General features: G+C 64.8%; 29 protein-coding genes. 22 read left to right on the top strand and 7 right to left on the bottom strand.

Features of this window, described 5'->3' with window-relative positions; translation table 11 throughout:
- The 15 genes from ASE11_RS26495 to ASE11_RS06950 form a co-directional block, all read left to right on the top strand.
- A partial coding sequence (locus tag ASE11_RS26495) for a hypothetical protein (protein ID WP_235501217.1) occupies positions 1-207 on the top strand: 207 nt, incomplete at its 5' end.
- A 283-nt stretch (positions 208-490) separates the two neighbouring features.
- Positions 491-826 (top strand): flagellar transcriptional regulator FlhD, encoded by a 336-nt coding sequence (gene flhD, locus ASE11_RS07015; RefSeq protein WP_056268595.1) that lies wholly within the window; start codon positions 491-493, stop codon positions 824-826.
- A 128-nt stretch (positions 827-954) separates the two neighbouring features.
- On the top strand, positions 955-1,491 hold the full coding sequence (gene flhC / locus ASE11_RS07010; protein ID WP_056268592.1) for a flagellar transcriptional regulator FlhC: 537 nt from the start codon (positions 955-957) through the stop codon (positions 1,489-1,491).
- A 155-nt stretch (positions 1,492-1,646) separates the two neighbouring features.
- Positions 1,647-2,504 (top strand): flagellar motor stator protein MotA, encoded by an 858-nt coding sequence (gene motA, locus ASE11_RS07005; RefSeq protein ID WP_056268588.1) that lies wholly within the window; start codon positions 1,647-1,649, stop codon positions 2,502-2,504.
- A 117-nt stretch (positions 2,505-2,621) separates the two neighbouring features.
- Positions 2,622-3,605: a flagellar motor protein MotB gene (gene motB, locus ASE11_RS07000; RefSeq protein WP_056268583.1), complete on the top strand. Its 984-nt coding sequence runs from the start codon at positions 2,622-2,624 to the stop codon at positions 3,603-3,605.
- A gap of 48 nt (positions 3,606-3,653) precedes the next feature.
- Positions 3,654-4,040, top strand: coding sequence for a chemotaxis response regulator CheY (cheY, locus tag ASE11_RS06995; RefSeq protein WP_056268580.1), 387 nt, complete (start codon positions 3,654-3,656; stop codon positions 4,038-4,040).
- Between the two features lie 11 nt (positions 4,041-4,051).
- The gene (locus ASE11_RS06990) at positions 4,052-4,663 is read left to right on the top strand and encodes a protein phosphatase CheZ (RefSeq protein ID WP_056268575.1); all 612 of its coding nucleotides are present in this window, start codon (positions 4,052-4,054) and stop codon (positions 4,661-4,663) included.
- Positions 4,664-4,984: 321 nt separating this feature from the next.
- Complete coding sequence (locus ASE11_RS06985) at positions 4,985-6,142, top strand: flagellar biosynthesis protein FlhB (protein WP_056268572.1); 1,158 nt, start codon at positions 4,985-4,987, stop codon at positions 6,140-6,142.
- Positions 6,139-8,217, top strand: a complete 2,079-nt coding sequence (gene flhA / locus ASE11_RS06980) for a flagellar biosynthesis protein FlhA (protein WP_056268567.1) — start codon at positions 6,139-6,141, stop codon at positions 8,215-8,217. Before ASE11_RS06985 ends, flhA begins: the two co-directional genes overlap by 4 nt.
- Complete coding sequence (flhF, locus tag ASE11_RS06975; protein WP_056268562.1) at positions 8,214-9,758, top strand: flagellar biosynthesis protein FlhF; 1,545 nt, start codon at positions 8,214-8,216, stop codon at positions 9,756-9,758. Before flhA ends, flhF begins: the two co-directional genes overlap by 4 nt.
- Positions 9,751-10,521, top strand: a complete 771-nt coding sequence (locus ASE11_RS06970) for a ParA family protein (protein ID WP_056268559.1) — start codon at positions 9,751-9,753, stop codon at positions 10,519-10,521. Before flhF ends, ASE11_RS06970 begins: the two co-directional genes overlap by 8 nt.
- 2 nt (positions 10,522-10,523) lie before the next feature.
- Positions 10,524-11,240 carry an RNA polymerase sigma factor FliA gene (locus ASE11_RS06965; protein ID WP_056268555.1) on the top strand — a complete coding sequence of 239 codons (717 nt, stop codon included), beginning with the start codon at positions 10,524-10,526 and terminating at the stop codon, positions 11,238-11,240.
- 157 nt (positions 11,241-11,397) lie between these two features.
- Positions 11,398-11,859 carry a cache domain-containing protein gene (locus tag ASE11_RS06960; protein ID WP_056268550.1) on the top strand — a complete coding sequence of 154 codons (462 nt, stop codon included), beginning with the start codon at positions 11,398-11,400 and terminating at the stop codon, positions 11,857-11,859.
- Positions 11,860-11,970: 111 nt separating this feature from the next.
- Positions 11,971-13,527, top strand: coding sequence for a methyl-accepting chemotaxis protein (locus ASE11_RS26985; RefSeq protein WP_056268546.1), 1,557 nt, complete (start codon positions 11,971-11,973; stop codon positions 13,525-13,527).
- Positions 13,528-13,769: 242 nt separating this feature from the next.
- On the top strand, positions 13,770-14,432 hold the full coding sequence (locus ASE11_RS06950) for a DUF6891 domain-containing protein (protein WP_156406256.1): 663 nt from the start codon (positions 13,770-13,772) through the stop codon (positions 14,430-14,432).
- On the opposite strand, the gene ASE11_RS06945 is transcribed toward ASE11_RS06950, so the two are convergent.
- From ASE11_RS06945 to ASE11_RS06930, 4 genes are all read right to left on the bottom strand, one after another.
- Complete coding sequence (locus ASE11_RS06945) at positions 14,422-14,880, bottom strand: CHRD domain-containing protein (RefSeq protein WP_235501216.1); 459 nt, start codon at positions 14,878-14,880, stop codon at positions 14,422-14,424. The two genes, ASE11_RS06950 and ASE11_RS06945, sit on opposite strands and share 11 nt — an antisense overlap.
- A gap of 93 nt (positions 14,881-14,973) precedes the next feature.
- Entirely contained in the window at positions 14,974-15,393 is a 420-nt protein-coding gene (locus ASE11_RS06940; protein WP_056268539.1) for a VOC family protein, read from the bottom strand.
- Between the two features lie 62 nt (positions 15,394-15,455).
- Complete coding sequence (locus ASE11_RS06935; RefSeq protein ID WP_056268535.1) at positions 15,456-16,208, bottom strand: YoaK family protein; 753 nt, start codon at positions 16,206-16,208, stop codon at positions 15,456-15,458.
- A gap of 37 nt (positions 16,209-16,245) precedes the next feature.
- A complete protein-coding gene (locus ASE11_RS06930; protein WP_056268532.1) occupies positions 16,246-16,917 on the bottom strand; it encodes a FadR/GntR family transcriptional regulator in 672 nt (223 codons plus the stop codon).
- A 159-nt stretch (positions 16,918-17,076) separates the two neighbouring features.
- On the opposite strand from ASE11_RS06930, the gene ASE11_RS06925 reads away from it, so the two are divergent.
- The 7 genes from ASE11_RS06925 to ASE11_RS06895 all read left to right on the top strand — a co-directional run bounded on the left by ASE11_RS06925 (position 17,077) and on the right by ASE11_RS06895 (position 23,770).
- Positions 17,077-17,949 (top strand): fumarylacetoacetate hydrolase family protein, encoded by an 873-nt coding sequence (locus ASE11_RS06925; RefSeq protein WP_056268527.1) that lies wholly within the window; start codon positions 17,077-17,079, stop codon positions 17,947-17,949.
- A 29-nt stretch (positions 17,950-17,978) separates the two neighbouring features.
- Complete coding sequence (locus tag ASE11_RS06920) at positions 17,979-18,953, top strand: tripartite tricarboxylate transporter substrate binding protein (RefSeq protein ID WP_056268523.1); 975 nt, start codon at positions 17,979-17,981, stop codon at positions 18,951-18,953.
- 204 nt (positions 18,954-19,157) lie between these two features.
- Positions 19,158-19,919 (top strand): ABC transporter ATP-binding protein, encoded by a 762-nt coding sequence (locus ASE11_RS06915; RefSeq protein ID WP_056268518.1) that lies wholly within the window; start codon positions 19,158-19,160, stop codon positions 19,917-19,919.
- Entirely contained in the window at positions 19,916-20,620 is a 705-nt protein-coding gene (locus tag ASE11_RS06910; RefSeq protein ID WP_056268513.1) for an ABC transporter ATP-binding protein, read from the top strand. The genes ASE11_RS06915 and ASE11_RS06910 overlap by 4 nt, the downstream gene beginning before the upstream one ends.
- Before the next feature lie 28 nt (positions 20,621-20,648).
- Positions 20,649-21,884: an ABC transporter substrate-binding protein gene (locus ASE11_RS06905; RefSeq protein WP_056268511.1), complete on the top strand. Its 1,236-nt coding sequence runs from the start codon at positions 20,649-20,651 to the stop codon at positions 21,882-21,884.
- A 72-nt stretch (positions 21,885-21,956) separates the two neighbouring features.
- Positions 21,957-22,844 (top strand): branched-chain amino acid ABC transporter permease, encoded by an 888-nt coding sequence (locus ASE11_RS06900; RefSeq protein WP_056268506.1) that lies wholly within the window; start codon positions 21,957-21,959, stop codon positions 22,842-22,844.
- Positions 22,844-23,770, top strand: coding sequence for a branched-chain amino acid ABC transporter permease (locus ASE11_RS06895; protein WP_056268502.1), 927 nt, complete (start codon positions 22,844-22,846; stop codon positions 23,768-23,770). The genes ASE11_RS06900 and ASE11_RS06895 overlap by 1 nt, the downstream gene beginning before the upstream one ends.
- Positions 23,771-23,847: 77 nt before the next feature.
- On the opposite strand, the gene ASE11_RS06890 is transcribed toward ASE11_RS06895, so the two are convergent.
- The 3 genes from ASE11_RS06890 to ASE11_RS06880 form a co-directional block, all read right to left on the bottom strand.
- Complete coding sequence (locus ASE11_RS06890; protein WP_056268497.1) at positions 23,848-24,066, bottom strand: bacterioferritin-associated ferredoxin; 219 nt, start codon at positions 24,064-24,066, stop codon at positions 23,848-23,850.
- A gap of 95 nt (positions 24,067-24,161) precedes the next feature.
- A complete protein-coding gene (gene bfr / locus ASE11_RS06885) occupies positions 24,162-24,638 on the bottom strand; it encodes a bacterioferritin (RefSeq protein WP_056268493.1) in 477 nt (158 codons plus the stop codon).
- Between the two features lie 167 nt (positions 24,639-24,805).
- Positions 24,806-25,174, bottom strand: coding sequence for a hypothetical protein (locus ASE11_RS06880; protein ID WP_056268489.1), 369 nt, complete (start codon positions 25,172-25,174; stop codon positions 24,806-24,808).
- Positions 25,175-25,185 lie beyond the last annotated feature (11 nt).

The following is a 25,185-nucleotide window of genomic DNA, read 5'->3' as shown; positions in this document are numbered from 1 at the left end:
GAATGGATGAAAAGTAATCCGGCATCGCTGCCAATCCCGACACCAGCCAGAGGGCTGGCTGCCACGACCGGTGCTGGGCTGAACGCGCTGGGTTGGGGCTGCAYGCCTTTGACCATCTCGCCGCTTCGCTTGCCGGACGACGAACCTTTCYAGAAGTCCGTTGCATTCAATTTCGGTGCCCTTTGCATATTCTTTAGCGCTGCTTGAAATTCGCTTCCTGGACAAGACGCCTCCACGCTGCGCCTCGTGGGTGGGTGAGGGCGGTGCAGCGGTGGGGCACACAGGCGCTTCGGCACCCGCACCGGCAGCCCCGTTTTGAGAACCAAAGATGTAGGCATCTGGATGACAAGCAGGTGTTGCGCTCCTGACACCCGTTACAGCCGTTTACCGATTCAAGATTTTTTACCGCTCGACACAATTACACACATCGGGTCAGGAGTTGTAAGCAAGTCGCCAACAACCCAGGCCCCCCACACCGAAGGAACACATCATGGACAGCGAACAACTCCTGGCTGAAATCCGCGAAGCCAATCTGACCTACCTGATGCTGGCGCAGAACCTGATCCGCAAGGACCGCGCCGAAGCCCTGTTCCGCCTCGGCCTGACCGAAGAAGCCGCCGACCTGCTGGGCATGCTGTCCACGGCGCAGTTGCTCAAGATCGCTTCCTCCAACATGTTGCTGTGCCGCTTCCGCGTGGACGACGACCTGGTGTGGAACCTGCTGACCAGCCACAACGTGAAGAAGGTGGACAACGCCACCACCACGCAGCTGCACGCCAGCATCCTCATGGCCGGCAAATTTGCGGAGTCAATGGCTGCGCATTGACACCCCCCGCGCCGCCTTCGGCGTCACCCCCCAGGGGGCGACACCTGGGACCGGCGGAGCCGGATCCGCAGTGTCCCTGGATGAAGTCACTTCTATCCTGAATCGTTTTGTTTTCTCTGGAGTTCCTCATGGCCGTCGGCAAAAGCATCCTCAACGAGTCCCGTGACATCGAACGCGCGGTGGCCCTGATTCAGCTCGGTGCGCGCCTGCAGGTGCTGGAGTACGAAACGAGCCTGTCCTATGAGCGCCTGCTGCGCCTGTACAAGGAAGTGGCGGGCAAGAGCCCCTCGAAAGGCCAGTTGCCTTTCTCCACCGACTGGTTCCTCACCTGGCAGCCCAACATCCACGCCTCGTTGTTCCTCAACATCCACGAGTACCTGAGCAAGACCAGCGAACTCGAAGAGATCGACACGGTGATCAAGGCCTTCCGCCTTTACAACGACCAGATGACGGCCAGCGCGATCGAGCCCATCCTCTCCGTCACCCGCGCCTGGCGCCTGGTGAAGTTCGTGGACAACGGCATGCTGACCCTGACCAAGTGCACCTGCTGCGGCGGCAACTTCGTCACCGAGCCCTATGAGAACCGCCACTTCGTGTGTGGTCTGTGCCAGCCACCGGCGCGTGCCGGCAAAGGTGCCGCCTCGGGTGGCTTGCGCTTGCACTGATCAGGCCTTCCTCAAAACTTGAAATGGACCCCGATGCGGGTCCATTTCGCGTTTATGGGTCCCTTCAATCGCACCTAGAGTTGGTCGATAGAAAAGGCATTCCCCAAAGTCACGCGCGCCACATCGGTGCCACGTCCTCTTTCAGGCCCAAGAACATGTTCGTCATCATCGGTTTTGTCGTTTCGATGCTTTGCATCTTCGGCGTGTACATCCTCCACGGCGGCAACATCGGCGTGGTGCTCAAGGCATTGCCGTTCGAGATGACAACCATCCTCGGTGCGGCCCTGGGTGCCTTCATCATCAACAACCAGATGAAGGTCGTCAAAGCGTCGTTCAAAGGTCTGGCCGGCTGCTTCAAGGGCAGCCGCTACACCAAGGCGCGCTACATGGAGCTCATGGCGCTGCAGTTCGACATCCTGCAGAAGGCGCGCAAGGAAGGCCTGATGGCGATCGAACAGGACGTGGAGAATCCGCACGAGTCGGCGGTGTTCAAGAAGTACCCCACCATTGCCGCCGACCACCACGTGGTCGAGTTCATCACCGACTACCTGCGCATGATGGTCTCGGGCAACCTGAATGCGCACGAGATCGAGTCGCTCATGGACAGCGAGATTGAAACGCACCACCAGGAAGCCCACGCACCGGTGGCCGCCATCGCCCGCCTGGCCGGCGGTCTGCCGGCCTTCGGCATCGTGGCCGCTGTGCTGGGTGTGGTGAACACCATGGGCTCGGTGGGCCAGCCGCCCGCCATCCTCGGCGGCATGATCGCTTCCGCCCTGGTGGGCACCTTCCTGGGCATCTTGCTGGCCTACGGCGTGTTCGAACCACTCGGTGGCCTGATGGACCAGAAGGTGGAAGAGGGCAGCAAGGAATTCCAGTGCATCAAGACCACGCTGCTCGCCAGCATGCAGGGCTATGCCCCGGCCACGGCCATCGAGTTCGGTCGCAAGGTGCTGCTCTCCGACGTGCGCCCCACATTCATCGAACTCGAAGCCCACGTGAAGAAAAAATGAAACACCCCCCGCGCCGCTTCGCGTCACCCCCCTGGGAGGGGGGCGGCACCTTGGGCCGGCAGAGCCGGACCCTCGTTGCCCTTGGACTGAACCGTTTCCCGCTCCGGAGGAATTGACATGGCTGGAGATGGAAAAAAACTTCAACCGATCATCATCAAGCGCATCAAGAAGACCGGCCATGCCGCTCATGGTGGTGCGTGGAAGATCGCCTACGCCGACTTTGTGACGGCCATGATGGCGTTCTTCCTGCTCATGTGGTTGCTGGGCTCCACCGCCAAGGGTGAGCTCGACGGCATTGCCAGCTACTTCCAGTCGCCGGTGAAGGTCTCGCTCATGGGCGGCCCGGGCACCGGCAACAGCAGCAGCATCCTGCCCGGTGGTGGCCGTGACCTGAGCAAGTCGTTTGGCCAGATGGACAGCGGCGAGGCCGAGCGCGCGGCCAAGATGATGGGCGCCCAGATGGCCCAGGAAGCCAAGGTCCGCCAGGAAGCCGCCCGGCTGGACGCGCTGGAGAAAAAGATAGCCGAACTGATCAAGAGCAGTCCCAAGCTCGCCGAGTTCGGCAACCAGATCCAGCTGGAGAAAACCACCGATGGTCTGCACATCCAGATCGTGGACCAGCAGAATCGCCCGATGTTCGACACCGGCAGCTCGCTGGTGAAGCCCTACATGCGCGACATCCTGCACGAGATCGGACGGGCCCTGGGCGATGTGGAGAACCGCATTGCGCTCGCTGGCCACACCGACGCCACGCCCTATGGCAGCGGCGAGCGTGGCTACAGCAACTGGGAGCTCTCGGCCGACCGGGCCAACGCCTCGCGCCGCGAGCTGGTTTCGGGCGGTTTGCCCGACGACAAGCTGCGCCGCGTGGAGGGCCTGGCCTCCAGCCGGTTGTTGAGACCCGAGACGCCCACCGATCCGATCAACCGGCGCATCAGCATCGTGGTGATGACGCAGGCGGCCGAAGACCGCATGACGCCAGGCTCGATCCCTGCGGCCGTGGCCCCGCCCGCTGCACCAGCAGCTGTTGAAACATCCATGGCGCCGGCACTTCAGATTCCCGGCGAAGTGACGAAATCAACTTCAGGGAGCGGCGGCTGAACAGCCTCCGTCTCCACCCCATCGACCCACCCGCCCTCGGAGGCATGCATGTCCACCCCGATGAAATTCCTGATCGTTGACGACTTCTCCACCATGCGCCGCATCGTGCGCAACCTGCTGAAAGAGATCGGTCACGCCGATGCGGACGAGGCCGAAGACGGCGCCATTGCGCTGGCCAAACTGCGCAACGGCGTGTTCAACTTCGTGGTCTCCGACATCAACATGCCCAACATGAACGGTTTCGAGCTGCTGGCCGAAATCAAGAAGGACGAGAAGCTCAAGCACCTGCCGGTGCTGATGGTGACGGCCGAGGCGCGCAAGGAAGACATCGTGCTGGCGGCCCAGAGCGGCGCGGCTGGCTACATCGTCAAGCCCTTCACCAAGGCGACGCTGGAAGACAAGCTGGCCAACATCTTCAAGAAGCTCGGCATATAAGGAACGCTGTCATGAACCACGATGACGCAGCAAACCCTGGCGCCCCGCAGATGTTTCAGAAACTGGGCTCCATCACACGCCAGTTGCACGACGCCCTGAAGGAGCTGGGCTACACCGACAAGCTCAAGGGCACGGTCGACCAGTTGCCCGATGCGCAGAGCCGCCTGTCCTATATCGCCCGCCTCACCGGCGAAGCGGCGGAGAAGGTGCTCAACCACGTGGAACTCGGCAAGACCGAGCAGGGCCTGATCGCCGAGCGGGGGCGCCAGCTGGCCGACACGATCTCGCGCGTGCCGGCGCTGGCCAAGGCCATGCCCGAACTGATGGAGTGGACGAACGACATCATCACCACCAGCGAGCAGACCGACGCGCGTTTGACCGACATCATGATGGCGCAGGACTTCCATGACCTGACCGGCCAGGTGATCGCACGCGTGGTGCAGCTCGCCGGCACCATCGAAGAGCAGTTGCTCAGCCTGCTGCTGCAGTCGGCACCCTCCGGCCAGCCTGGCCAGGACCACGCCTACGAACTCGCCGGCCCGGTGGTGGATGGCGATGGCCGCACCGATGTGGTCAACGACCAGAAACAGGTGGACGACCTGTTGGCATCACTCGGTTTCTAACCCCCGCGGCGCTTCGCGCCACCCCCTTTCAGGGGGCAACACCTGCGGCCCGGCAAAGCCGGTTCCGCGGTGTTTCTGGATTGACTCCCCCTCCAACCCCCTCCAACCCCCGCCAGCTCGGGGCGGCTGGGTGTGCTGCGCAGCGAAATCAAGGCGGAGGCGGCACCAGCCGCCGGGGGACATTCGCGGAGCAGCGTGCCCAGTCGCCCCGAGCTCGAAGTGGTGCATTGCAGAAAAGCACCCGTTCACAGCGTCTTATCCCCCTTTAGTTTTTCCAAGCGGATTCCAGAATCGGATTCACCGATCAAGTGAGCCCGCTCCATGGAATCTTCCAGTCAAGACAAGAACCTACCCGCCACCGCGCAGCGCCTGAAGAAGGCCCGCGACGATGGTCAGGTGCCGCGCTCCAAGGACTTGTCCAACCTGTCGGTGCTCGGCGGCGGCTCCGTGCTGCTGCTGGCGCTGGCCCCCACGGGTTTCGAGAAGCTGCGCACCTCCCTGCAAGGGCAACTGCGCTTCGACCACGCCTCCCTGCAGCAACCCGGCCAGATGCTGCAACGCCTGGCGGACGGCTTTTCACAGGGCCTCATGCTCTACCTGCCTCTGGGCCTGTTGGTGCTGGGTCTGGCCATCGCTGTCACGGTGGCTGCCGGCAGCTACGCGCTGAGCACCAAGCCCATCACGCCGGACCTCAGCCGCCTGAACCCGCTCAAGGGCATTGGCCGCTTGTTCTCCAAACAGCAGGTGATCGACACCTTGAGGCTCTCCGGCGTCACGGCCGTGGTGGGCTTCGTTGCCTGGCAATTCATTGCTTCGCATGTGGAGCTGTTCGGAACGTTGGTGACGCAACCGCTGGAATCCGGCCTCGGCCAGCTCGGCGCCTGGATGGTGAAGGGCGTGAGCCTGTTGCTGCTCGTGGTGGCGTTCTTCGCCATCGTTGATTTTCCGATCCAGAAGTTCCTGCACAGCAACCAGCTCAAGATGTCTCACCAGGAGGTGAAGCAGGAGCACAAGGAATCCGAGGGCGATCCGCACGTGAAGGCGCAGCGGCGTGCGCGCCAGCGCGAGATGGCCCAGCGCAACAGCGTGGGCGCCGTGCCCAAGGCCGATCTGGTGGTGATGAACCCCACCCACTACGCGGTGGCGATCCGCTACGACGACACCTCCATGAACGCGCCGCGCGTGGTGGCCAAGGGTGCCGACCTGATCGCCATGAAGATCCGCGACGTGGCCAAGGCGCACAACGTGCCGGTGCTGCAGTCGCCCATGCTGGCCCGTGCGCTCTACGCGCACGCCGAGCTCGACGGTGAGGTGCCTTCGGCCCTGTACACCGCCGTGGCCCAGGTGCTGGCCTACGTGTACCAGGTCAAGGCCGCCCTCAAGGGCCAGGGCGCCATGCCCGCCGAGATGCCCACCCCGCAGGTGCCGCCCGAACTGGATCCGCACTTCAAGAAATCCGCCACCAAGGACACTGAATGAACGCCCTCGCGCCCTTGCAGCAATGGCTCAACCGCAACGCGGCCTGGGCCGGTGGCCTGGCCGCTCCCATGCTGGTGATCACCATCCTCTCGATGATGGTGCTGCCCCTGCCGCCCTGGGTGCTCGACACCTTCTTCACGCTCAACATCGCGCTGGCCCTGGTGGTCATGATGGTGGCGGCCTACATGCGCCGTCCGCTGGACTTCTCGGTGTTCCCCACCGTGCTGCTGCTCACCACGCTGCTGCGCCTCTCGCTCAACGTGGCCTCCACCCGCGTGGTGCTGCTCGAAGGCCACACCGGCCCGGGCGCGGCCGGCGCGGTGATCGAGGCCTTTGGCCATTTCCTGATCGGCGGCAACTTCGCGGTTGGCTTCGTCGTGTTCGTGATCCTGGTGGTGATCAACTTCATCGTGATCACCAAGGGCTCGGAGCGCATTGCCGAGGTGTCGGCCCGTTTCACGCTGGACGCCATGCCCGGCAAGCAGATGGCGATCGACGCCGACCTGAACGCAGGCCTGATCGACGAGAAGCAGGCCAAGAAGCGGCGCCAGGAAGTGGGCGACGAGGCCGAGTTCTTCGGCTCCATGGACGGTGCCTCCAAGTTCGTGCGCGGCGACGCCATCGCCGGCATCCTGATCCTGATCATCAACATCATTGGCGGCTTCGCGGTCGGTGTGCTGCAGCACGGCCTGTCGGCCGGTGAGGCGGCCAGCACCTACATCCTGCTGGCGGTGGGCGACGCGCTGGTGGCGCAGATTCCTTCGCTGCTGATCTCGGTGGCCGCAGCCATGGTGGTTTCGCGCGTGGGCAAGGACGAAGACCTGGGCGCGCAGGTGATGCAGCAGATGTTCATCTCTTCGAAGGTCATGGGCATCGTGGCCGCGGTCATGTTCCTGCTGGGCGTGATCCCGGGCATGCCGCACGTGGTGTTCCTGACCTTCGCCGCGATTTTTGGTGGCCTGGCCTGGTGGCGCACCCGGGTGGACGCGCGCCCCGTGGCCGAGCCCGAAGCACCGGCCGTGCAAGGCGACGGCGAAGCCACTTGGGACGACCTGCAGCCGGTCGACCTGCTCGGCCTGGAGCTGGGCTACCGCCTGATCGCCATGGTCGACAAGACCCGCCAGGGCGACCTGCTCACCCGCATCAAGGGCGTGCGCAAGAAATTTGCACAGGAGGTGGGTTTCCTGCCGCCCGCGGTGCACGTGCGCGACAACCTGGAGCTGCGCCCCAGCGCCTACCGCATCACGCTGCGCGGCGTGGTGGTGGGCGAGGGCGAAGTGTTCCCCGGCATGTTCCTGGCCATCGACCCGGGTGGCCTGGGTACCCCCTTGATCGGCACCCCCACGACCGACCCGGCGTTCGGCCTGCCGGCGCACTGGATCGAAGACAAGCAACGTGAAAACGCGCAGATGGCCGGTTTTACCGTGGTTGATTCCGAGACTGTGCTGGCCACGCATCTTTCACACTTGATGCAAGTCCAGGCAGCCAAGTTGCTGAGCCGGACAGAGACCCAGGACCTGGTTGAACACGTCACCCGACTGGCCCCCAAACTGATCGAAGAAGTCGTGCCCAAGATGATCTCCGTTGCCACCTTCCAGAAAGTGCTGCAGCTGCTGCTGGAAGAGTCGGTGCACGTGCGCGACATCCGCACCATCATCGAATCGATCGCCGAACACGCCACCACCACCACCGACCCGCAGGAGCTGGCCCGCCGCGTGCGCACCGCGCTCTCGCCGGCCATCGTGCAGCAGATCTATGGCCCGGTGAAAGAGCTCGAAGTGATCGCCATCGAGCCCGGTCTCGAGCGTCTGCTGATGCAGGCCCTCAGTGGTGCGGCCAACGGCGCGCTGGACCCCGGTGTGGCCGAGATGCTGAGCAAATCGGCCACCGACATCGCCAACAAGCAGGAAGAAAAAGGCGTACCCGCCTGCCTGCTGGTGCCCGACGCGATCCGCAACGCCATGGCGCGCCTGCTGCGCCGTGCCGCGCCCCGCCTGCAAGTGCTGGCGCACAGCGAAATTCCTGAAACCCACCTGATCCGCATTGGCCCGATTCTTGGAGAACTTGCATCATGAACATCCAGCGCTTCACCGCACCGACCTCCCGCGAAGCCATGGCCAAGGCCCGCAACGCCTTCGGCGACAGCGCCGTCATCCTCTCCACCCGTTCCACCAGCGAAGGGTTTGAGGTGATGGCCGCTGCCGAGGAGAGCCTGGCCTCGCTGGCCGACAACGCCAGCCCCGCACCGATCATCACCCGCCCAGCCGCCGCACCCACCGCCTTTGCCGCCCGCGCCAAGGCCGCTGCCACGCAGGCACAGCCCGAATCGGTGGCAGGTGACACCGAAGCGCTGGCCATGAGCACGCTGTCGTTCCAGGAATATGTGCGCGAACGCATGCTGCGCAAGCGCCGCGAATCGATGCAGGAGTCCTCAGCCGCCGAGGTGCCCGCACCGCAGTACCGCGCGCCGGTGCAAGCCGCGCCGGTACAGCCCGCGCCCACCCCCATGCCCGCCGCCGAGCCGATCGTGGTGCCGGTGCAGCGCTTCAACGAGCCGGTGCAGGCCGCCTTTGGAAGCCGCCTGGGCCAGCAGCCGATCCGCACCCGCGATACGGCCGAACCCGCCTGGGAAGATTCGCAGCCCTCGGTGCGCTTCGCCAGCAACGAAGACACCCGCATGGCGGTGGAGCTCACCGCGTTGAAGGACATGATCGAAGAGCGCTTCAACACGCTGGCCTGGCTCGGTTCCTCCAAGCAGAACCCGATCCAGTCCAACCTCATGCTCAAGCTGATCCGCGCTGGCTACTCGCCCGCCATGGCCCGCGCCGTGCTGGACCGCGTGCCCGCCGATGCCGGTGCACCCGAAGCCTTCCGCTGGCTCATGGACGTGATCACCCGCAACCTCAAGGTGAGCGCGCCCGCCGCCGGCCTGTGCGACGAAGGCGGTGTGGTTTCGCTGATCGGCGCCACCGGCGTGGGCAAGACCACCACCGCCGCCAAGCTCGCGGCCCAATGCGTCAAGCAGTACGGAGCCGGCAGCGTGGGCATGATCACGCTGGACACCTACCGCGTCTCGGGTTACGAACAACTGCGCGCCTACGGCCGCATGCTCGGTGTGGTGGCCCATCTGGCCCACGACCGCGCAGCGCTCAAGGACCTGCTCAACCTGCTCTCGGGCAAACGCCTGGTGATCATCGACACCGCGGGCCTCGGTCAACGCGACCAGCGCATCCAGGACATGCTCGACGTGCTGGACATGCCCACGGTGAAGAAGACGCTGGTGCTCAACGCCGGATCGCAAGGCGACACGCTGGACGAGGTGCTGACCTCGTTCAAGGCCAGCTCGCTGCACGGCGTGGTGCTCTCCAAGGTGGACGAAGCCGTGAAGCTCGGCCCCGCACTGGACGCGCTGATCCGCCACCAGGTGACGCTGCGCGGCGTGGCCAACGGCCAGCGCGTGCCCGAAGACTGGCAGAACCCCGACGCCACGGCACTGGTGCGCATGTCCATGGGCACGTCCGGCAAGTCGGCTTACGACCCGGTGGCCACCGACATGGGCTTCTACTTCGCGCCCACCAACGCACGCGGCGTGAACCTGGGAGCCTCGCATGTTTGAACACGGCTTCGACCAGGCCGCCGGTCTGCGCGGCGAGAGCCGCAGCGGCGGGCCCAGCCTGTTGCCCGTGGCCAGCCCCGCGCAGCCATCGCGTGGCCACGAGTGGCTCTACATGCTTGCCGCCTGCCTCACGAACCAGGGCCGCTCGGTCGTCATCGTCGACGGCACGGCCACCGAATCCAGCGGCGTGCAGCGCGAGCCCGGCAGCCACCTTGGCCTGCTGCGCGCGTTGCAAGACCCCTCCATCGCTCACCTCGAGCAGTCCGCCGACAACGCCGAGTGGCTGGTGATGCCCGGTGCGCGCGGCCTGCAGGCTCTGCAGGAAACCGCGCACGCCGCAGGCGCACCGGCAGCGCTCTCGCGCCTGCTGGCGCCGTTTGCGCCGGGCGTGATCGTGCTGCTGTTCGCACCGGCTTTCGGCCTGGCCGGCGTGTTGCCCGGGCTCAATGCCCGTGCCATGGTGCCCGTGCTCGAACAGCCGCAGGCCGCCATCGACGCCTACGGCTCGGTCAAGGTGTTGCACTCGGCGGGTTTGTCGCCAGTGCTCGCGCCCCTGGCCTCGGGCGGCGCGCAGGTTCTGCAGCCGCTGGTGACCACGGTCACCGACTGCGCGGCACGCCACCTCGGGCTGAAGCTTGAAAGCTGGCCCGCCCACACCTGGGGCCACCGCGCCCAGGCCTGCGCCATCACCACGCAGGCCGAGACCGACACACACGGGTACCACGGCCTGGTCCGTGCTGCCCCGACACCTCTCTGGAGCTGAAGATGTACACCGCCAAAGGCACGCTCAACCGCGACGAGCAGCTGCGCAAATACAGCCCGCTGGTGCGGCGTCTGGCCCACCACATGATCGCCAAGTTGCCCCCGAGCGTGGAGCTTGATGACCTGATCCAGGTCGGCATGATCGGTCTGACCGAAGCCATTGCGCGCTTCGAGCCCACACAGGGTGTGCAGTTCGAAACCTTCGCCAGCCAGCGCATCCGCGGCGCGATGATCGACGAGCTGCGCGAAGGCGACTGGATGTCACGTGGCTCGCGCAAGAGCCAGAAAGACATCGAGCAGGCCGTGAGCCGTCTGCAGCAGAAACTGCAGCGCGTGCCCAAGGAATCCGAGATCGCCGCCGAACTGGGCATGGAACTGGCCGATTACCAGCACCTGCTGGCCAAGGTGCGCGGCACCCAGTTGGTGTATCTGGAAGACATCAGCGGTGGCAGCGACGATGAAGACGGTTTCCTGGATCGCCACATGGGCGACAGCGAAGCCGATCCGTCAGCCAAGCTGCAGGACCACCGCATGCGCACCGCCCTGGTGGCCGCCATCAACGTGCTGCCCGAGCGCGAGCAACAGATCATGAGCATGTACTACGAGCACGACATGAACCTCAAGGAAATCGCCGCCGTGCTCGGCGTGACCGAATCGCGCATCTGCCAACTGCACAGCCAGTCCATAGCGCGCCTGCGCTCGAAACTGCGCGAGCACTGAGATCGGCCGACCGAACACGGGTTTACCCGCGTCAAGTTCGGGCGCCGCAGACCGATCTCATAAGCACGCCGGGCCCACACGGTCCGCGCGGTCACCGCGCCCCAATGCGCGTCTTTCCCGATTCGCTCATCACCATTTTTTTCCACGGAGATACACCATGAAATCCCTGTACCGCCCCCTGCTCGCGCTGTTCGCGTCGCTGGCCTTTGTTTCCGGCGCATTCGCCCAGGACCACGGCACGCGCGATGAAGCCAAGGCCATGAACGAAGCCGCCATCGCCCACCTGAAGAAAGTCGGCAACGACAAGGCCTTCGATGACTTCACCAAGGACAAGACCAACTGGAACAAGAAAGACCTGTACGTCATCCTGATGGACACCGATGGTGCCGTCAAGTCACACGGCGCCAACGACAAGCTGGTGGGCAAGAACCTGCTCAACCTCAAGGACCAGAACGGCAAGGAATTCGTCAAGGAATTCATGACGGTCGCCAACAAGGGCGAGGGCTGGGTCGACTACGACTGGGCGCACCCGGTCAGCAAGAAGGTGGAAGGCAAGGCGACCTTCGTGAAGCGCGTCGCCGGCACCAACCTGGTGATGGCCGTCGGCGTCTACCGCTGATGCACGCCGCGGCGGTGGCGCAACCGTGCCACCGCTGCCGGCAAACGAATTCCGGAGCCGTCCGTCTTGCAGGTGTGGCGGCACCTCTCCTTCGAACACGAGACAAGAACGATGAAGCTGTTTGAAAACGCCCGCATCGGAGTCAAGGTCGCGCTGGCGCCGTTGCTCACCATGTTGTGCCTGGTGATCGTGGCCGGTCTGGGTCTGTGGGCCACGCGCGATCTCTCCAGTTCGCTGCGTGCCATGCAGTCCTCGACCCTGCCCACGCTCGCCACCACCACCGAGCTGCAGCGCCGCATTGGCGCGGCCTATGCCAGCACCAACCAGTCGCTGGCCTGGACCGGTGCCGAGTTCCCCGCCGCGCGCATCGATGCGCTGGACAAGGCGCTCGCTGCCGAACTGGGTGAGATCGAAGCCCTGATCAAGGCGCAGCATGCGCTGCCGATCTGGGACGACGCGGCCCGCGCCCAACTGGTGGTGCTTGAGAAAACGCATGCTGCGTTTCGCCAGACGGCGCTGGACGCGCTCGACATGAAGAGCACCGGTCTGAACACCGCGGGCAGCTTCATCGACATCATGCAGACGGCTTACATCAAGCTCGATGAACAGATTTCCGCGCTGGCGGCCAGCCAGCGAGATGCCGCCAACGCGCGGGTGGACGCGTCCGCGTCCGCCGCCGCTGGCAAGGGCATGGGCATTGCCGTGGGCGCGGCCCTGGCGCTGCTGCTCTCGGCCGTGGTGGGCTGGTGGTGCGTGCGCATGATCGTGGCGCCGCTGCGCGCGGCGCGCGCCCTGGCCGCTGCCGTGGCCGACGGCGACCTGCGCACGCAGAGCCACACCGCCTCGCGTGACGAAACCGGCCAGGTGCTGCAGGCACTCGATCAGGTCTCGGCCCAACTGGGCACGCTGGTCTCGGAAGTGCGCGGCACTGCCGAGCAGGTGGAAGTGGCATCGGGCGAAATTGCGCAGGGCAACGCCGATCTCTCCACCCGCACCGAGCAGCAGGCTTCCTCGCTGCAGGAAACCGCGGCTTCGATGGAACAGCTCGGCTCCACCGTGCGCCAGACCGCCGACAACGCCAGCAAGGCCAACGAGCTGGCGCTGAACGCCTCGAAGGTTGCTATCGAAGGCGGCAGCGTGGTGGGCAAGGTTGTTGAAACCATGAAGGGCATCAACGACAGCTCGCGGCGCATCGCCGACATCATCGGCGTGATCGACGGCATCGCCTTCCAGACCAACATCCTGGCGCTCAATGCCGCGGTGGAAGCCGCGCGCGCTGGCGAACAGGGTCGCGGTTTTGCGGTGGTGGCGGCCGAGGTGCGCAACCTCGCGCAGCGCAGTGCCGAAGCGGCCAAGCAGATCAAGGGTCTGATCGACACCAGCGTGGAGCGCGTCGCCAGCGGCACCGCCCTGGCCGACCAGGCGGGCACCACCATGCAGGGCGTGGTGAGCGCGATCCGGCGCGTGTCCGACCTGGTGGGCGAGATCAGCAGCGCCACCAGCGAACAGAGTTCGGGCGTGGGTCAGGTCGGCGAGGCGATCAGCCAGATGGACAAGGTCACGCAGCAGAACGCCGCGCTGGTGGAAGAAAGCGCCGCTGCCGCCGAATCGCTCAGGTCGCAGTCGCGCCGGCTGGTGCAGTTGCTCGATCGGTTCCAGACCGCATGAGGCGTCAGCCATCCTGGGAACAACCGGCTTCGGCCGGTTTTTTTGTGCCGGCCGAAGGGCATCGTGTGGTGACCTTAAACAAGATCACGCCCGGCGCAATACCGCGTGGGCAGTAGCCGTTGGCGCGTGGCAACGACCACTGGTGCCAGGGCATGGTCTGGCTAGCATTGGCTGCGGTTCCTGACAGCCGCTGCCATCGCGCACACGCGTCGGGCTTCTTTCCACCACGCACGCCCAGCACCATGCCCTCATCCAAACGCACACCTTCACGGGAAGTTCTCAACGAAGACATGGAGGTCTATGTCGGAGGCCTGTTCTGGTACGGATTCCACACGGTCGCCGAGATCCATGCCCTGATCGACAAGGAGGCCGCCACCGACGGCGGGTTCGACCTCGACCTGATCAAGGCATTTGCCGCCAACACGCTCGCGGAGAAACGCGCCGCGGAAGCGCAATGGCCGCAGACCACCGATTGCGACAAGCTCGACCGCGTCTTTGACCAACTCAATCAACAACGCATCTGTGCCCTGCAGTACGTCGGCGACACCCTGGACGATGGCTATGGATCCGTGAGCGACACGATCAATGCAGACGGCGTGCCGCAAGACCGGTACATGGGCTATTGCTTCTATCACCGCCAGGACATGGACCATGCCCTGCAGGGCGACGGCCTGTTGCTGGCCTTTGGCTACCTGGACAGCGACAACCCGAAGGACGCCGTGCCGGTGGGGCAGATGATCTGCGACGCCTTGCGGCAAGAAGGGCTGGAGGTGAAGTGGGACGGGACCCACAAACGCCGCATCGAGCTGCCGGGCCTGCGCTGGCAGCGGCGCACGCCGGGCCTGGCGTCAAGTGACGCCAGGCGGGCCTTTGGTTTGAGCGATCAGCGCGGGTTCAGGGCTTGAGCTGGGCGCGGATCTCGCCGCCCTTGTGCGTGTTGGAGTGCACGTTCACGTACAGCGAACCCATGTTGTAGGCCGCCAGTTGCGCGGGCGTGAGCCTGGCGCCGGCCGGCACCACGTAGGTGTTGTCGCCGGTCTTGGTCAGCGGCACGATGACCGGGCCGTTCTGGCCGGCTGGGCCGATGTGGATGTGGGCCATGGTGCTCACCACGCCAGCCGTGGTCACGCTGCCGCTCACCGAGCCGTCGGCGGTCACCTTGATGTTGGCGGTGCCGCTGGCGGTGGTGGTCACGGGGGGCACTTCTTGCGCGCCGGTGAGTTTTTCGTCGCCGCGCACGGCGCTGGTCACCGAGCCGGTCATCTTGTCAACGGTGGCGCAGCCCATCAGGGTGGTGAGCGCGGCGGCGGCCACGAGGCCGAGCAGGGTCTGGGTGCGAAACAGTGAAGACATGGGAACTCCTTGGATGCGACAACCGAACCGGGCCAGTATGGATTCGCCGCGCGGGCAGGTCATGGGGGTTGTCCCGAGGGTTGCCCGGACGCGTCACCAGCTGCCGCTGTTGGCCATGTCCGCCCAGGGCTGGCTGGGTGGCAGGGCGTCGCCTTTTTGCAGCAGCTCGATGGAGATGTTGTCGGGCGAGCGCACGAAGGCCATGTGGCCGTCGCGGGGCGGGCGCAGGATGGCCACGCCGTGTGCCTGCAGGCGCTCGCAGGTGGCGTAGATGTCGTCCACCTGGTAGGCCAGGTGGCCGAAGTTGCGACCCCCGGTGTAGGTTTCCGGGTCCCAGTTGTGGGTGAGTTCGATCTGCGCGCTGTGGTCGCCGGGGGCGGCGAGGAACGCCAGCGTGAAGCGGCCTTGCGGTACTTCGCGGATGCGCACCACTTCCAGACCGAGCGCATCCCGGTAGAACTTCAACGAGGCTTCGAGGTCGGTCACGCGGACCATGGTGTGCAGGTATTTCATGGGAGCTTTCAGGACGTCGGGGTCGGGAGGGTTGTCGATTGGACCGAAGTTGAAAAACCTTTTCAGGAGCCGGCTTTTCGGGAGCGCAGCAGGTCGTCCACGGTGGGCACCAGCGCGAGCACGGCCAGCATCAGCGCCAGTGGCACCGTGAATCCATAGCCTGCCTGCTTGAATCCATAGGCGCCTGCGATGCCTCCGGTGGTGAAGGCCAGCAGCAGACCGGCCAGCACCGCCATGCGTTTGCGGTCGGCGCGCACCTTCAGGGGGTGGTCGGGGTTGTGGTTCCAGTAAATGAGTTTGCCCAGCTCGATGCCCAGGTCGGTCACGATGCCGGTCATGTGGGTGGTGCGGATCACCGCGTTGGAGAGTTTGGTGGCAATGGCGTTCTGCAACCCCATGATGAAACACAGCAGCACCACAGTGAATGGAATCAGCAGCCCTTCGAAGGTGGAGAGCTGCGCGCCCAGCAGGCCGAAGCACAGGATGAGCGCGGCCTCCAGCAGCAGGGGCAGGGCGTATTCGCTGGAGAGTTGCCGCCGCCGCGCGAAATTGACCATGATGGCGCAGCACATGGCGCCCAGCAGGAAGGACAGCACGCCCACGGCGGTGTCCACCACCAGGCCCATCTGGCCCAGCGCCAGGTTGTCCGCCAGCGAGGACACCAAGCCCGTGACGTGCGAGGTGTATTGCTTCACCGCCAGGAACCCGCCAGCGTTGATGGCGCCGGCCACGAAGGCCAGCACGAAGCCGAGTTCCCGGTTGGACTCGGCGGTGCGCTGGGTGCCGATCAGGTAGCGGGCGTAGTTGGCGGGCATGGTGGGGCCACGTTACATCACAGCTGGCGACGGGCGCTCAGTGCCCCAGCAGGTTGTGTCGCACGTGCAGCAGGTGGTCGAGTGTGCCGGCCTTGGCCCGGGCGGCGTCGCGGTCGCGCAGTGCGTCCACCAGCTGGCGGTGCTCCTGCTGGTAGGCCAGGCGGCGCTCGGGCGTGACGCTCTTCTTCTTCAACTGTCCCCAGTCGCCCTGGGCGCGCACCTGTTTCATGAGCTTGAACACGCTGGAGACGAAGGTGTTGTGCGCCGCGTCGGCAATGGCTTCGTGCAATGCACCGTCCCAGTGCTCGAACTCTTCCAGGCTGGCCGCGCGTTCAGCGCTGGTGCAGCACGACAGCATGCGCGCGAAATCGGCTGCGGTGGCGTTGCGCACCACCAGGTCGATGATGGCCGGCTCCAGCGCCAGGCGCGCCTCCATCAGTTCGGCCGGGCTGGTGTGTTGCGCGGAGTCCTGCTGGATCAGGCGGTCCAGGCCGGAGGAGGCCTGCTGCGCCACGAAGGTGCCGCTGCCCACGGTCTGCTCGATCAGGCCTAGCAGCTTGAGATCGGCCAACGCCTTGCGCACCGTGGTGCGGCTCACGCTGTAGCCCTCGGCGAGTTCGCGCTCGGTGGGCAGGCGGTCGCCGGCCTTCCAGTGCCCGGCCTGCAACTGGGTCAGGATGGTTTCGCGCAGGGAGGTCGAGATGGTCATGGTGCGGCAAATATACCAAAGCAGACCAATGAACAGCGTCTCTCACTGGATCGTTTCTCGTACGTAAAAACCCGATGAAGTCATCGTGGCTTCTGGTCTAACATCGGTTCTTTCTGGTATCTATTGGTACTTATTGGTATTAATTCACAAGGAGCGTCTGTGCGCATTGCCACGTTTGTTCATGAAGGCCAACGCCGTGTTGGTCAGGTTTCCGCCGACGGTCAGAGCGTCACGGCCTTTGCGCTGGGTGCCGCCCAGGCAGCGCGGGGCGCCTTGCCCCTGATCGAAGCCTCGGCGCAGGGTGCGGCTTTGCCGGCGCTGACGGGCCCGGCCATCGCGCTGGCCTCGGTGCGCCTGGAGGCGCCTTTGCCGCTGCCCCGGCGCAACCTCTGGTGCGTGGGCCGCAACTACCACGAGCACGCCAAGGAGCTGCAGACCTCCGTGTTCAAGGACAACAACGCCAACCCGGCCACCTGGCCGATCGTGTTCACCAAGGTGCCCGAGTGCGTGATCGCCACCGGCGACGAGGTGCGGATGCCGGGTGCCGCCGTGTCGGAGCAGATCGACTACGAAGCCGAGCTGGCGGTGATCATCGGCGTGGGTGGCAAGAACATCACGCGCGATGACGCGATGAACCATGTGTACGGCTACACCATCGTCAACGACGTGACCGCGCGCGACGTGCAGATGCGCCACCAGCAGTGGGACATGGGCAAGTCGTTCGACACCTTCTGCCCCATGGGTCCCTGGATCGTCACGGCCGACGAACTGGACGGCCAGCACACCCGCGTGCGCTGCTGGGTCAACGGCGCGCTGCGCCAGGACGGCCGCACCGAAGACCTGATCTTCGACATCCCGACGCTGATCGAAACCATCTCGCGCGGGATCACGCTCCATCCCGGCGACGTGATCGCCACCGGCACGCCCGCTGGTGTGGGCATGGGCCTGAAGCCGCCCGTGTTCCTGCGCGCGGGCGACGTGGTTCGCATCGACATCGACGGCATCGGCACGCTGCAGAACGCCTTCGTCTGACACCTTTCAAACCAACAGGAGACCTCTTGATGAACCGACAACTTCGCAGCCTGTGCCTGGTCGCCGTGACGGTCGCTGCCGCCTGTGCGGCCGTGGCGCAAACCACTTTCCCGACCAAGCCGATCACCATGGTGGTGCCGTTCCCGCCCGGTGGCGTGGCCGACACCGTGGGCCGCCCCGTCGCCGAGGCCATGGGCAAGCACCTCAACCAGACGGTGGTGGTGGTCAACCGCGGTGGCGCGGGTGGCGGCATCGGCATGGCCCAGGTGGCCAAGGCCGCGCCCGACGGCTACACCCTGTTGATGGCGCTGTCGTCGGTGGTGGTGCTGCCCGAAGCCGACAAGATCTTGAAGCGCGCGCCGATGTACGAGCTGGACCAGCTGGTGCCGATCGCCCGCATCACGGCCGACCCGACCGTGCTGGTGGTGCGCGCCGACAGCCCGTGGAAGACCTATGCCGAGTTCATCGCCTACGTCAAGGCCAACCCGAGTCGCGTGACGTTCGGCTCATCGGGCAACTACGGCACCATGCACGTGCCGATGGAGCAGCTCAAGGCGGCCACGTCCAGTTTCATGCTGCACGTGCCCTACACCGGCGCCGGTCCAGCGCTGCTGGGCTTGCTCAGCGGCCAGATCGAAGCCGTGGCCAGTGGCCCGGCCAGCGTGGCGGGCCAGATCAAGGCGGGCAAGCTGCGCGCGCTGGCGCACTGGGGTGAGGGCCGCCTGGCCCTGCTGCCCGATGTGCCGAGCTTCAAGGAGCTGGGCGTTCCGATCAGCTATTCGCAGTGGTCGGGCATCTTCGTGCCGGCCGGCACGCCGCCCGACGTGGTGGCCAAGTTGCGCGAGGCCGCTCGCGCAGCCACCAGGGACGAGCGCACCATCCAGATCATGACCACGGCCGGCACGTCCTTCCAGCACCAGGACGCACCGGAGTTCGATCGCTTCGTCAAGGAAGACGCCAACACCATGCTCAAGGTCGTTCAGCAGATCGGACGCGTCAACTGAAGCCTTGTGTTCGTGCTTGTAAAGGCGGCGCAACAGGGTGAATTCCCTAGGTTGAGAAGTTCGTAAGTTCGCTAACAATCGTGCCATTGCAAAAGGCCGGTTGTCGGCGCGCGGCAGGCCGACAACACAAGACACAGGAGCACGGATTTCCAGCAGCCCCGCCGGCCGAAAGGCCTGCGGGTTTCTTGATGGGAATCGACATTCATGAGCAACGAATACATTCTCGAGACGCAGGACCTCACCCGCGATTTCAAGGGATTTGTCGCGGTTGACAAGGTCAACCTCAGGGTCAGGCGTGGCTCCATCCACGCGCTGATCGGCCCCAACGGTGCCGGCAAGACCACCATGTTCAACCTGCTCACCAAGTTCCTGCCCGTGACCTCGGGCAAGATCTTCTACAAGGGTGAGGACATCACCAGCCACAAGGCGGCCGAGGTGGCGCGCACCGGCATGGTGCGATCGTTCCAGATCTCGGCCGTGTTCCCCCACCTCACCGTGCTGGAGAACGTGCGCATCGGTCTGCAGCGCAAGCTGGGCACCAGCTTTCATTTCTGGAAACCCGAGTCCAGCCTGTACGCACTCAACGACGAAGCCATGGCGCTGCTGGAGCAGGTCGATCTGGGCAGCTTCGCGCAGACCCAGACGGCGGAGCTGCCCTATGGGCGCAAGCGGGCGCTTGAAATCGCCACCACGCTGGCGCTCGACCCCGAGCTGATGCTGCTGGACGAGCCCACGCAGGGCATGGGCCATGAAGACGTGGGCCGTGTGGTGGAGCTCATCCGCAAGGTGGCGGCCAACCGCACTGTGCTCATGGTGGAGCACAACATGAACGTGATTGCCAACCTCTCCGACACCATCACGGTGCTCGCGCGCGGCTCGGTGCTGGCCGAAGGCCCGTACGAGACGGTGTCCAAAGACCCGCGCGTGCTCGAAGCCTATGTCGGCACCGTCGAGGAAGTCGAATGAGCAAGGTACTTCTCAAGGTATCGGACCTCAACACCTGGTACGGCGAATCGCATGTGCTGCACGGCATCAACTTCGAGATCCGCGAAGGTGAACTGGTCACGCTGCTGGGGCGCAACGGCGCCGGGCGCACCACCACCGTCAAGTCCATCCTCGGCCTGGTGGGCAAGCGCACCGGCTCGATCCAGATCGACGGGGTGGAAACCATCCACATGCCGACCAACAAGATTGCCAGGTTGGGCCTGGGCTATTGCCCCGAAGAGCGCGGCATCTTCTCGTCGCTGAGCTGCGAGGAAAACCTCATGCTGCCGCCCAAGGTGGGTGAGGGCGGCATGAGCGTGGAAGACATCTACGCCATGTTCCCCAACCTCAAGGAACGCCGCAACAGCCAGGGCACGCGCCTCTCCGGCGGCGAACAGCAGATGCTGGCGATGGCGCGCATCCTGCGCTCAGGCGCGCGCATTTTGTTGCTCGACGAGATCACCGAAGGCCTCGCACCCGTGATCGTGCAGACGCTGGGTCGTGTGATCCGCGCGCTCAAGGCCAAGGGCCTGACCATCGTGATGGTCGAACAGAACTTCCGGTTTGCCGCGCCGCTGGCCGACCGCCACTACGTGATCGAACACGGCCAGATCGTGGCCACGGTCAACAAGAACGAACTCGAGAGCAAATCCGACATGCTCAATGAGTATCTGGGCGTCTGACGCCCTTCCACCAAGAGGAGACTTACCGATGAAACGCAAACTGATTTCGACCGCAGTGACCACCGCCATCGCAACCGTGCTGGCGGGTGGCGCTTCCTTTGCCGTGGCCCAGCAAGGCAAGCTGACCGGTGACGCCGTGAAGATCGGCGTGCTCACCGACATGTCGGGCGTGTACGCCGACTACGGCGGCCCCGGTGCCGTGGCAGCGGCCCGCATGGCCGTGGCCGACTTCGGCGGCACCATGTTCGGCAAGCCGATCGAGGTGATCAGCGCCGACCACCAGAACAAGCCCGACATCGCCAAGAACGTGGCCCAGGGCTGGTTCGACCGCGACGGCGTGGACATTTCGGTGGAAAACCTGAACTCCGCCGTGGCCCTGGCCGTGCAGGCCCTGGGCAAGGAAAAGAACAAGATCACCATCACCACCGGTGCCGCCTCGGCCCGCCTGACCAACGCCGATTGCGCACCCACCACCGGCATCCACTACCTGATGGACACCATTGCCCTGTCCAATGTGGTGGGCAAGGCCATCGTGAAAGACGGCGGCGACAGCTGGTACTTCCTGACGGCCGACTACGCCTTCGGTCACTCGCTGGAGAAAGACACCGGCGACGTGGTGAAGGCCGCCGGCGGCAAGGTGCTGGGCGCTGTGCGCCACCCGCTGTCCACCGGTGACTTCTCGTCCTTCCTGCTGCAGGCACAAACCTCCGGCGCCAAGGTGGTCGGTCTGGCCAACGCCGGTGGCGACACGGTGAGCAGCGTGAAGGCCGCGGCCGAGTTCGGTTTGACCAAAAAACAGAACCTGGCCGCGCTGCTGATGCTGCTGACCGACGTGCACGCCATCGGCCTGCCCACGGCACAAGGCCTGTACCTCACCGAAGCCTGGTACTGGGACTTGAATCCCGAGTCGCGCGCCTGGGCCGACAAGTACAGCAAGGTCATGAACGGCCGCAAGCCCAACTCCAATCACGCTTCGGTCTACTCGTCGACCATGCATTACCTCAACGCCGTGAAGGCCGCCGGCACCGACGACACCGCGGCTGTGATGGCGAAGATGAAGGCCACGCCGATCAACGACATGTTCGCCAAGGGCGGCAAGATCCGCGAAGACGGCCGCATGGTGCACGACATGTACCTGTTCCAGGTCAAGAAGCCTTCGGAGTCCAAGGGCGCGTGGGACTACTACAACCTCAAGGGCACCATCAAGGGCGATGACGCATTCCAATCGCTGGCACTGAGCCAGTGCCCTGGCATCAAGAAGTGATCCCGGGCTGAATTGAACTGAGCCGACCGGGCGGGCCGTGATTCACGGCCCGTCCCCTTTCACCGGACTGCAATGACTGAACTATTTGGTGTGCCGATCGCGGCCTTCATGGGGCAACTCATGCTGGGGCTGGTCAACGGCTCTTTCTACGCGATCCTGTCGCTGGGCCTGGCCGTGATCTTCGGCATGCTCAACATCGTCAACTTCGCGCACGGTGCCCTGTACATGGTGGGCGCCTTTTTTGCGTGGATGTTGCTCAATTACGCGGGCGTGAACTATTGGTTCGCGCTGCTGCTCGCGCCCATTGGCGTGGGCGCCATTGGTGCCCTGATCGAAATGACCATGCTGCGCCGCCTGCAGCAGCTCGACCACCTCTACGGGCTGCTGCTCACCTTCGGCCTGGCGCTGATCTTCGAGGGCGCGTTCCGCGAGTTCTACGGCTCATCGGGCCAGCCCTACGAGTTGCCCGACATCTTCCGCGGCGTCTTCGACCTGGGCTTCATGATGCTGCCCAAGTACCGCGCCTGGGTGGTGTTCGTCTCCATCTTCCTGTGCCTGTTCACCTGGTACGTGATCGAGAAGACCAAGCTGGGCGCCTACCTGCGCGCCGGCACCGAAAATCCCAGCATGGTCCGCGCCTTCGGCATCAACGTGCCGCTGATGGTGACGCTCACCTACGCCTTTGGCGTGGGACTGGCCGGTCTGGCCGGGGTGATGGCCGCGCCCATCTACCAGGTGAGCCCGCTCATGGGCTCCAACATCATCATCGTGGTGTTCGCCGTGGTCGTCATCGGTGGCATGGGCTCCATTCTGGGCTCCATCCTCACCGGCCTGGCGCTCGGTCTCATCGAAGGCCTGACCAAGGTGTTCTATGCGGAACTCTCGTCCACCGTGGTCTTCATCATCATGGTCATCGTCCTGATGATCCGTCCGGCAGGTCTGTTCGGCCGGGAGAAATAATGTCCAAAGCCACCCGCAACGTATTCGTGGTGCTGTTCCTGGCACTGCTGGCGGCCCCCTTCGTGGGCTACCCCATTTTTCTCATGAAGGTGCTGTGTTTCGCGCTGTTCGCCTCCGCCTTCAACCTGCTGATCGGCTTCACCGGCCTGCTCTCGTTCGGCCACGCCATGTTCTTCGGCTTCTCGGCCTACGTGGCCGGCCACGCCGCCAAGGTGTGGGGCCTCACGCCCGAGCTGGCCATCCTGGCTGGCACGCTGAGCGCGACCTTCATCGGGCTGGTCACCGGCTGGCTGGCGGTGCGCCGCCAGGGCATTTACTTCGCCATGGTGACGCTGGCACTGGCGCAGATGATCTACTTCATCTGCGTGCAGGCGCCCTTCACCTACGCCGAAGACGGCATCCAGAGCATCCCGCGCGGCCAGCTGTTCGGCCTGATCGACCTGACCAACGACACGGTGATGTACTACGTGGTGGCGGCCATCTTCGCGGCGGCCTTCGCGCTCATCTACCGCATCATCCATTCGCCGTTCGGGCAGGTGCTCAAGTCGGTGCGCGAGAACGAACCCCGCGCGCTCTCGCTGGGCTACAACGTCGACCGCTACAAGCTGGTGGCGTTCGTGCTCTCGGGCACCATCGCGGGCCTGGCCGGCGCGACCAAGTCGATCGCCTTCGGTATCGCCACCCTCACCGACGTGGGCTGGCAGATGTCGGGTGAAGTGGTGCTGATGACGCTGCTCGGCGGCATGGGCACCATCCTCGGCCCCACCGTGGGCGCGGCCGTGATCGTCACCATGCAGAACTACCTCTCGGGCCTGGGCTCCATGGTCTCGATCATCATGGGAGCGACCTTCGTGGTCTGCGTGCTCATGTTCCGCCGCGGCATCGTGGGTGAGATCGAGCACCGCTTTGGGGCAAAAAAGGGCTGACGCCTCGCCCCGGAGCCTGCGCCCGGACAACAAAAAACCGGCCTCGGCCGGTTTTTTGTTGTCTGGCGCCGTCTGTCTCAGGCGGTCGCTGTCTGGAGCGATGCAGCTTCGCGTGAAATGTGCGCCACGGTCTGTTGGGGTGAACATTCCGTCCACAGCGCGCGGGCGCAACCTTCACACTGGCCGCACTGCGTGGCCACGCCCAGCTCGAGCTGGATGTCGTCAAACCCCATGCCCGAGCGGGCGCAGTGGGCAATGGTCTTGTCGCTGATGCGGCGGCAGATGCAGACAATCATGGTGCTGGATGGGTCTCGTGAATCTGAGCGAATGATAATGAATCGCATTCAGATCCGCAAGACCGCTCAGCGGACAAACCCGGCCGGCAAAAAGGTCAGCTGACGGAGCCCATCTGGCTTTGCAGGTAGTTCTGCAGACCCACCTTGTCAATCAGTTCGATCTGGGTTTCCAGGAAGTCGATGTGCTCTTCGGTGTCGTCCAGGATGCCCTGCAGCAGATCGCGCGAGACGTAGTCGCGCACCGTTTCGCAGTGAGCGATGCCAGCCTTGATGGTGTGCTGTGCGCCGGTTTCCAGCGCCAGATCGCTCTTGAGGATCTCGGGCACGTCCTCGCCAATGCCCAGTTTGCCCAGGTCCTGCAGGTTGGGCAGGCCGTCGAGGGTGAAGATGCGGTCCATGAGCTTGTCGGCATGCTTCATTTCACCAATGGACTCTTCGTATTCCTTGGCCGCCAGCTTGTCCAGGCCCCAGTGCTTGAGCATGCGGTAGTGGACGAAATACTGGTTGATCGCGGTCAGCTCGTTCTTGAGCTGCGCCTGCAGATGCGCGATGGCCTGGGGATCGCCTTTCATGGGAATACTCCTTGTGCTTGGTGTCGTCGAAGGCGTTGATTGTCACCCGCGTGGTGCGATGCGGGAAGTGCGGCCCGGGCACTGCGCAGGCCATCCAGGGATGGCAGGAGTTTCAGGCACAAAAAAACCGGCCGAAGCCGGTTTTTCCCATGTCCGGGCGGTCGGCTTCAGGCCGAGAGGAAGCCCCGTCCGGCGCCGCCCACGGAGGCTGCGCCGACCTGGCGGCCATAGGTGGGTTGCTGGGCGTGCTGGGGCAGCAAGCTGGTCACGGCGCGCTGGCTCTGGGCGTTGGCGCGCAGCACGGCCTGGCGCAGGCGGGCAAAACGTTCGGCTGCCGTCAGCAGGGCTTGTTGCTGTTCGCTGCCCGGCTCACCCAGGGCGATGGTGGGCGGCGCCTGTTGCAGCACCTTCTGCATGGCCGCACTGGCCAGCGCCACCGCAGGCGCATCGCCACGCAGCAAAGCGGCTTCCAGGGCATCGAGTTCCACCTGCAACGCGCCGATCCAGGGGTGGTAGTTGGTCGAGGAGGTGCTCATGACTGGCCCGG

Origin of the sequence: Hydrogenophaga sp. Root209 (assembly GCF_001428625.1) — a bacterium.
Lineage (GTDB): Bacteria > Pseudomonadota > Gammaproteobacteria > Burkholderiales > Burkholderiaceae_C > Hydrogenophaga.
This window is presented reverse-complemented; position numbering and strand designations above follow the sequence as displayed.

Bases quoted from the DNA above. Each gene is read 5' to 3' on its own strand.
- flhD (WP_056268595.1), top strand. From the start codon at position 491: ATGGACAGCGAACAACTCCTGGCTGAAATCCGCGAAGCCAATCTGACC.
- flhC (WP_056268592.1), top strand. From the start codon at position 955: ATGGCCGTCGGCAAAAGCATCCTCAACGAGTCCCGTGACATCGAACGC.
- motA (WP_056268588.1), top strand. From the start codon at position 1,647: ATGTTCGTCATCATCGGTTTTGTCGTTTCGATGCTTTGCATCTTCGGC.
- motB (WP_056268583.1), top strand. From the start codon at position 2,622: ATGGCTGGAGATGGAAAAAAACTTCAACCGATCATCATCAAGCGCATC.
- cheY (WP_056268580.1), top strand. From the start codon at position 3,654: ATGTCCACCCCGATGAAATTCCTGATCGTTGACGACTTCTCCACCATG.
- ASE11_RS06990 (WP_056268575.1), top strand. From the start codon at position 4,052: ATGAACCACGATGACGCAGCAAACCCTGGCGCCCCGCAGATGTTTCAG.
- ASE11_RS06985 (WP_056268572.1), top strand. From the start codon at position 4,985: ATGGAATCTTCCAGTCAAGACAAGAACCTACCCGCCACCGCGCAGCGC.
- flhA (WP_056268567.1), top strand. From the start codon at position 6,139: ATGAACGCCCTCGCGCCCTTGCAGCAATGGCTCAACCGCAACGCGGCC.
- flhF (WP_056268562.1), top strand. From the start codon at position 8,214: ATGAACATCCAGCGCTTCACCGCACCGACCTCCCGCGAAGCCATGGCC.
- ASE11_RS06970 (WP_056268559.1), top strand. From the start codon at position 9,751: ATGTTTGAACACGGCTTCGACCAGGCCGCCGGTCTGCGCGGCGAGAGC.
- ASE11_RS06965 (WP_056268555.1), top strand. From the start codon at position 10,524: ATGTACACCGCCAAAGGCACGCTCAACCGCGACGAGCAGCTGCGCAAA.
- ASE11_RS06960 (WP_056268550.1), top strand. From the start codon at position 11,398: ATGAAATCCCTGTACCGCCCCCTGCTCGCGCTGTTCGCGTCGCTGGCC.
- ASE11_RS26985 (WP_056268546.1), top strand. From the start codon at position 11,971: ATGAAGCTGTTTGAAAACGCCCGCATCGGAGTCAAGGTCGCGCTGGCG.
- ASE11_RS06950 (WP_156406256.1), top strand. From the start codon at position 13,770: ATGCCCTCATCCAAACGCACACCTTCACGGGAAGTTCTCAACGAAGAC.
- ASE11_RS06945 (WP_235501216.1), bottom strand. From the start codon at position 14,880: ATGTCTTCACTGTTTCGCACCCAGACCCTGCTCGGCCTCGTGGCCGCC.
- ASE11_RS06940 (WP_056268539.1), bottom strand. From the start codon at position 15,393: ATGAAATACCTGCACACCATGGTCCGCGTGACCGACCTCGAAGCCTCG.
- ASE11_RS06935 (WP_056268535.1), bottom strand. From the start codon at position 16,208: ATGCCCGCCAACTACGCCCGCTACCTGATCGGCACCCAGCGCACCGCC.
- ASE11_RS06930 (WP_056268532.1), bottom strand. From the start codon at position 16,917: ATGACCATCTCGACCTCCCTGCGCGAAACCATCCTGACCCAGTTGCAG.
- ASE11_RS06920 (WP_056268523.1), top strand. From the start codon at position 17,979: ATGAACCGACAACTTCGCAGCCTGTGCCTGGTCGCCGTGACGGTCGCT.
- ASE11_RS06915 (WP_056268518.1), top strand. From the start codon at position 19,158: ATGAGCAACGAATACATTCTCGAGACGCAGGACCTCACCCGCGATTTC.
- ASE11_RS06910 (WP_056268513.1), top strand. From the start codon at position 19,916: ATGAGCAAGGTACTTCTCAAGGTATCGGACCTCAACACCTGGTACGGC.
- ASE11_RS06905 (WP_056268511.1), top strand. From the start codon at position 20,649: ATGAAACGCAAACTGATTTCGACCGCAGTGACCACCGCCATCGCAACC.
- ASE11_RS06900 (WP_056268506.1), top strand. From the start codon at position 21,957: ATGACTGAACTATTTGGTGTGCCGATCGCGGCCTTCATGGGGCAACTC.
- ASE11_RS06895 (WP_056268502.1), top strand. From the start codon at position 22,844: ATGTCCAAAGCCACCCGCAACGTATTCGTGGTGCTGTTCCTGGCACTG.
- ASE11_RS06890 (WP_056268497.1), bottom strand. From the start codon at position 24,066: ATGATTGTCTGCATCTGCCGCCGCATCAGCGACAAGACCATTGCCCAC.
- bfr (WP_056268493.1), bottom strand. From the start codon at position 24,638: ATGAAAGGCGATCCCCAGGCCATCGCGCATCTGCAGGCGCAGCTCAAG.
- ASE11_RS06880 (WP_056268489.1), bottom strand. From the start codon at position 25,174: ATGAGCACCTCCTCGACCAACTACCACCCCTGGATCGGCGCGTTGCAG.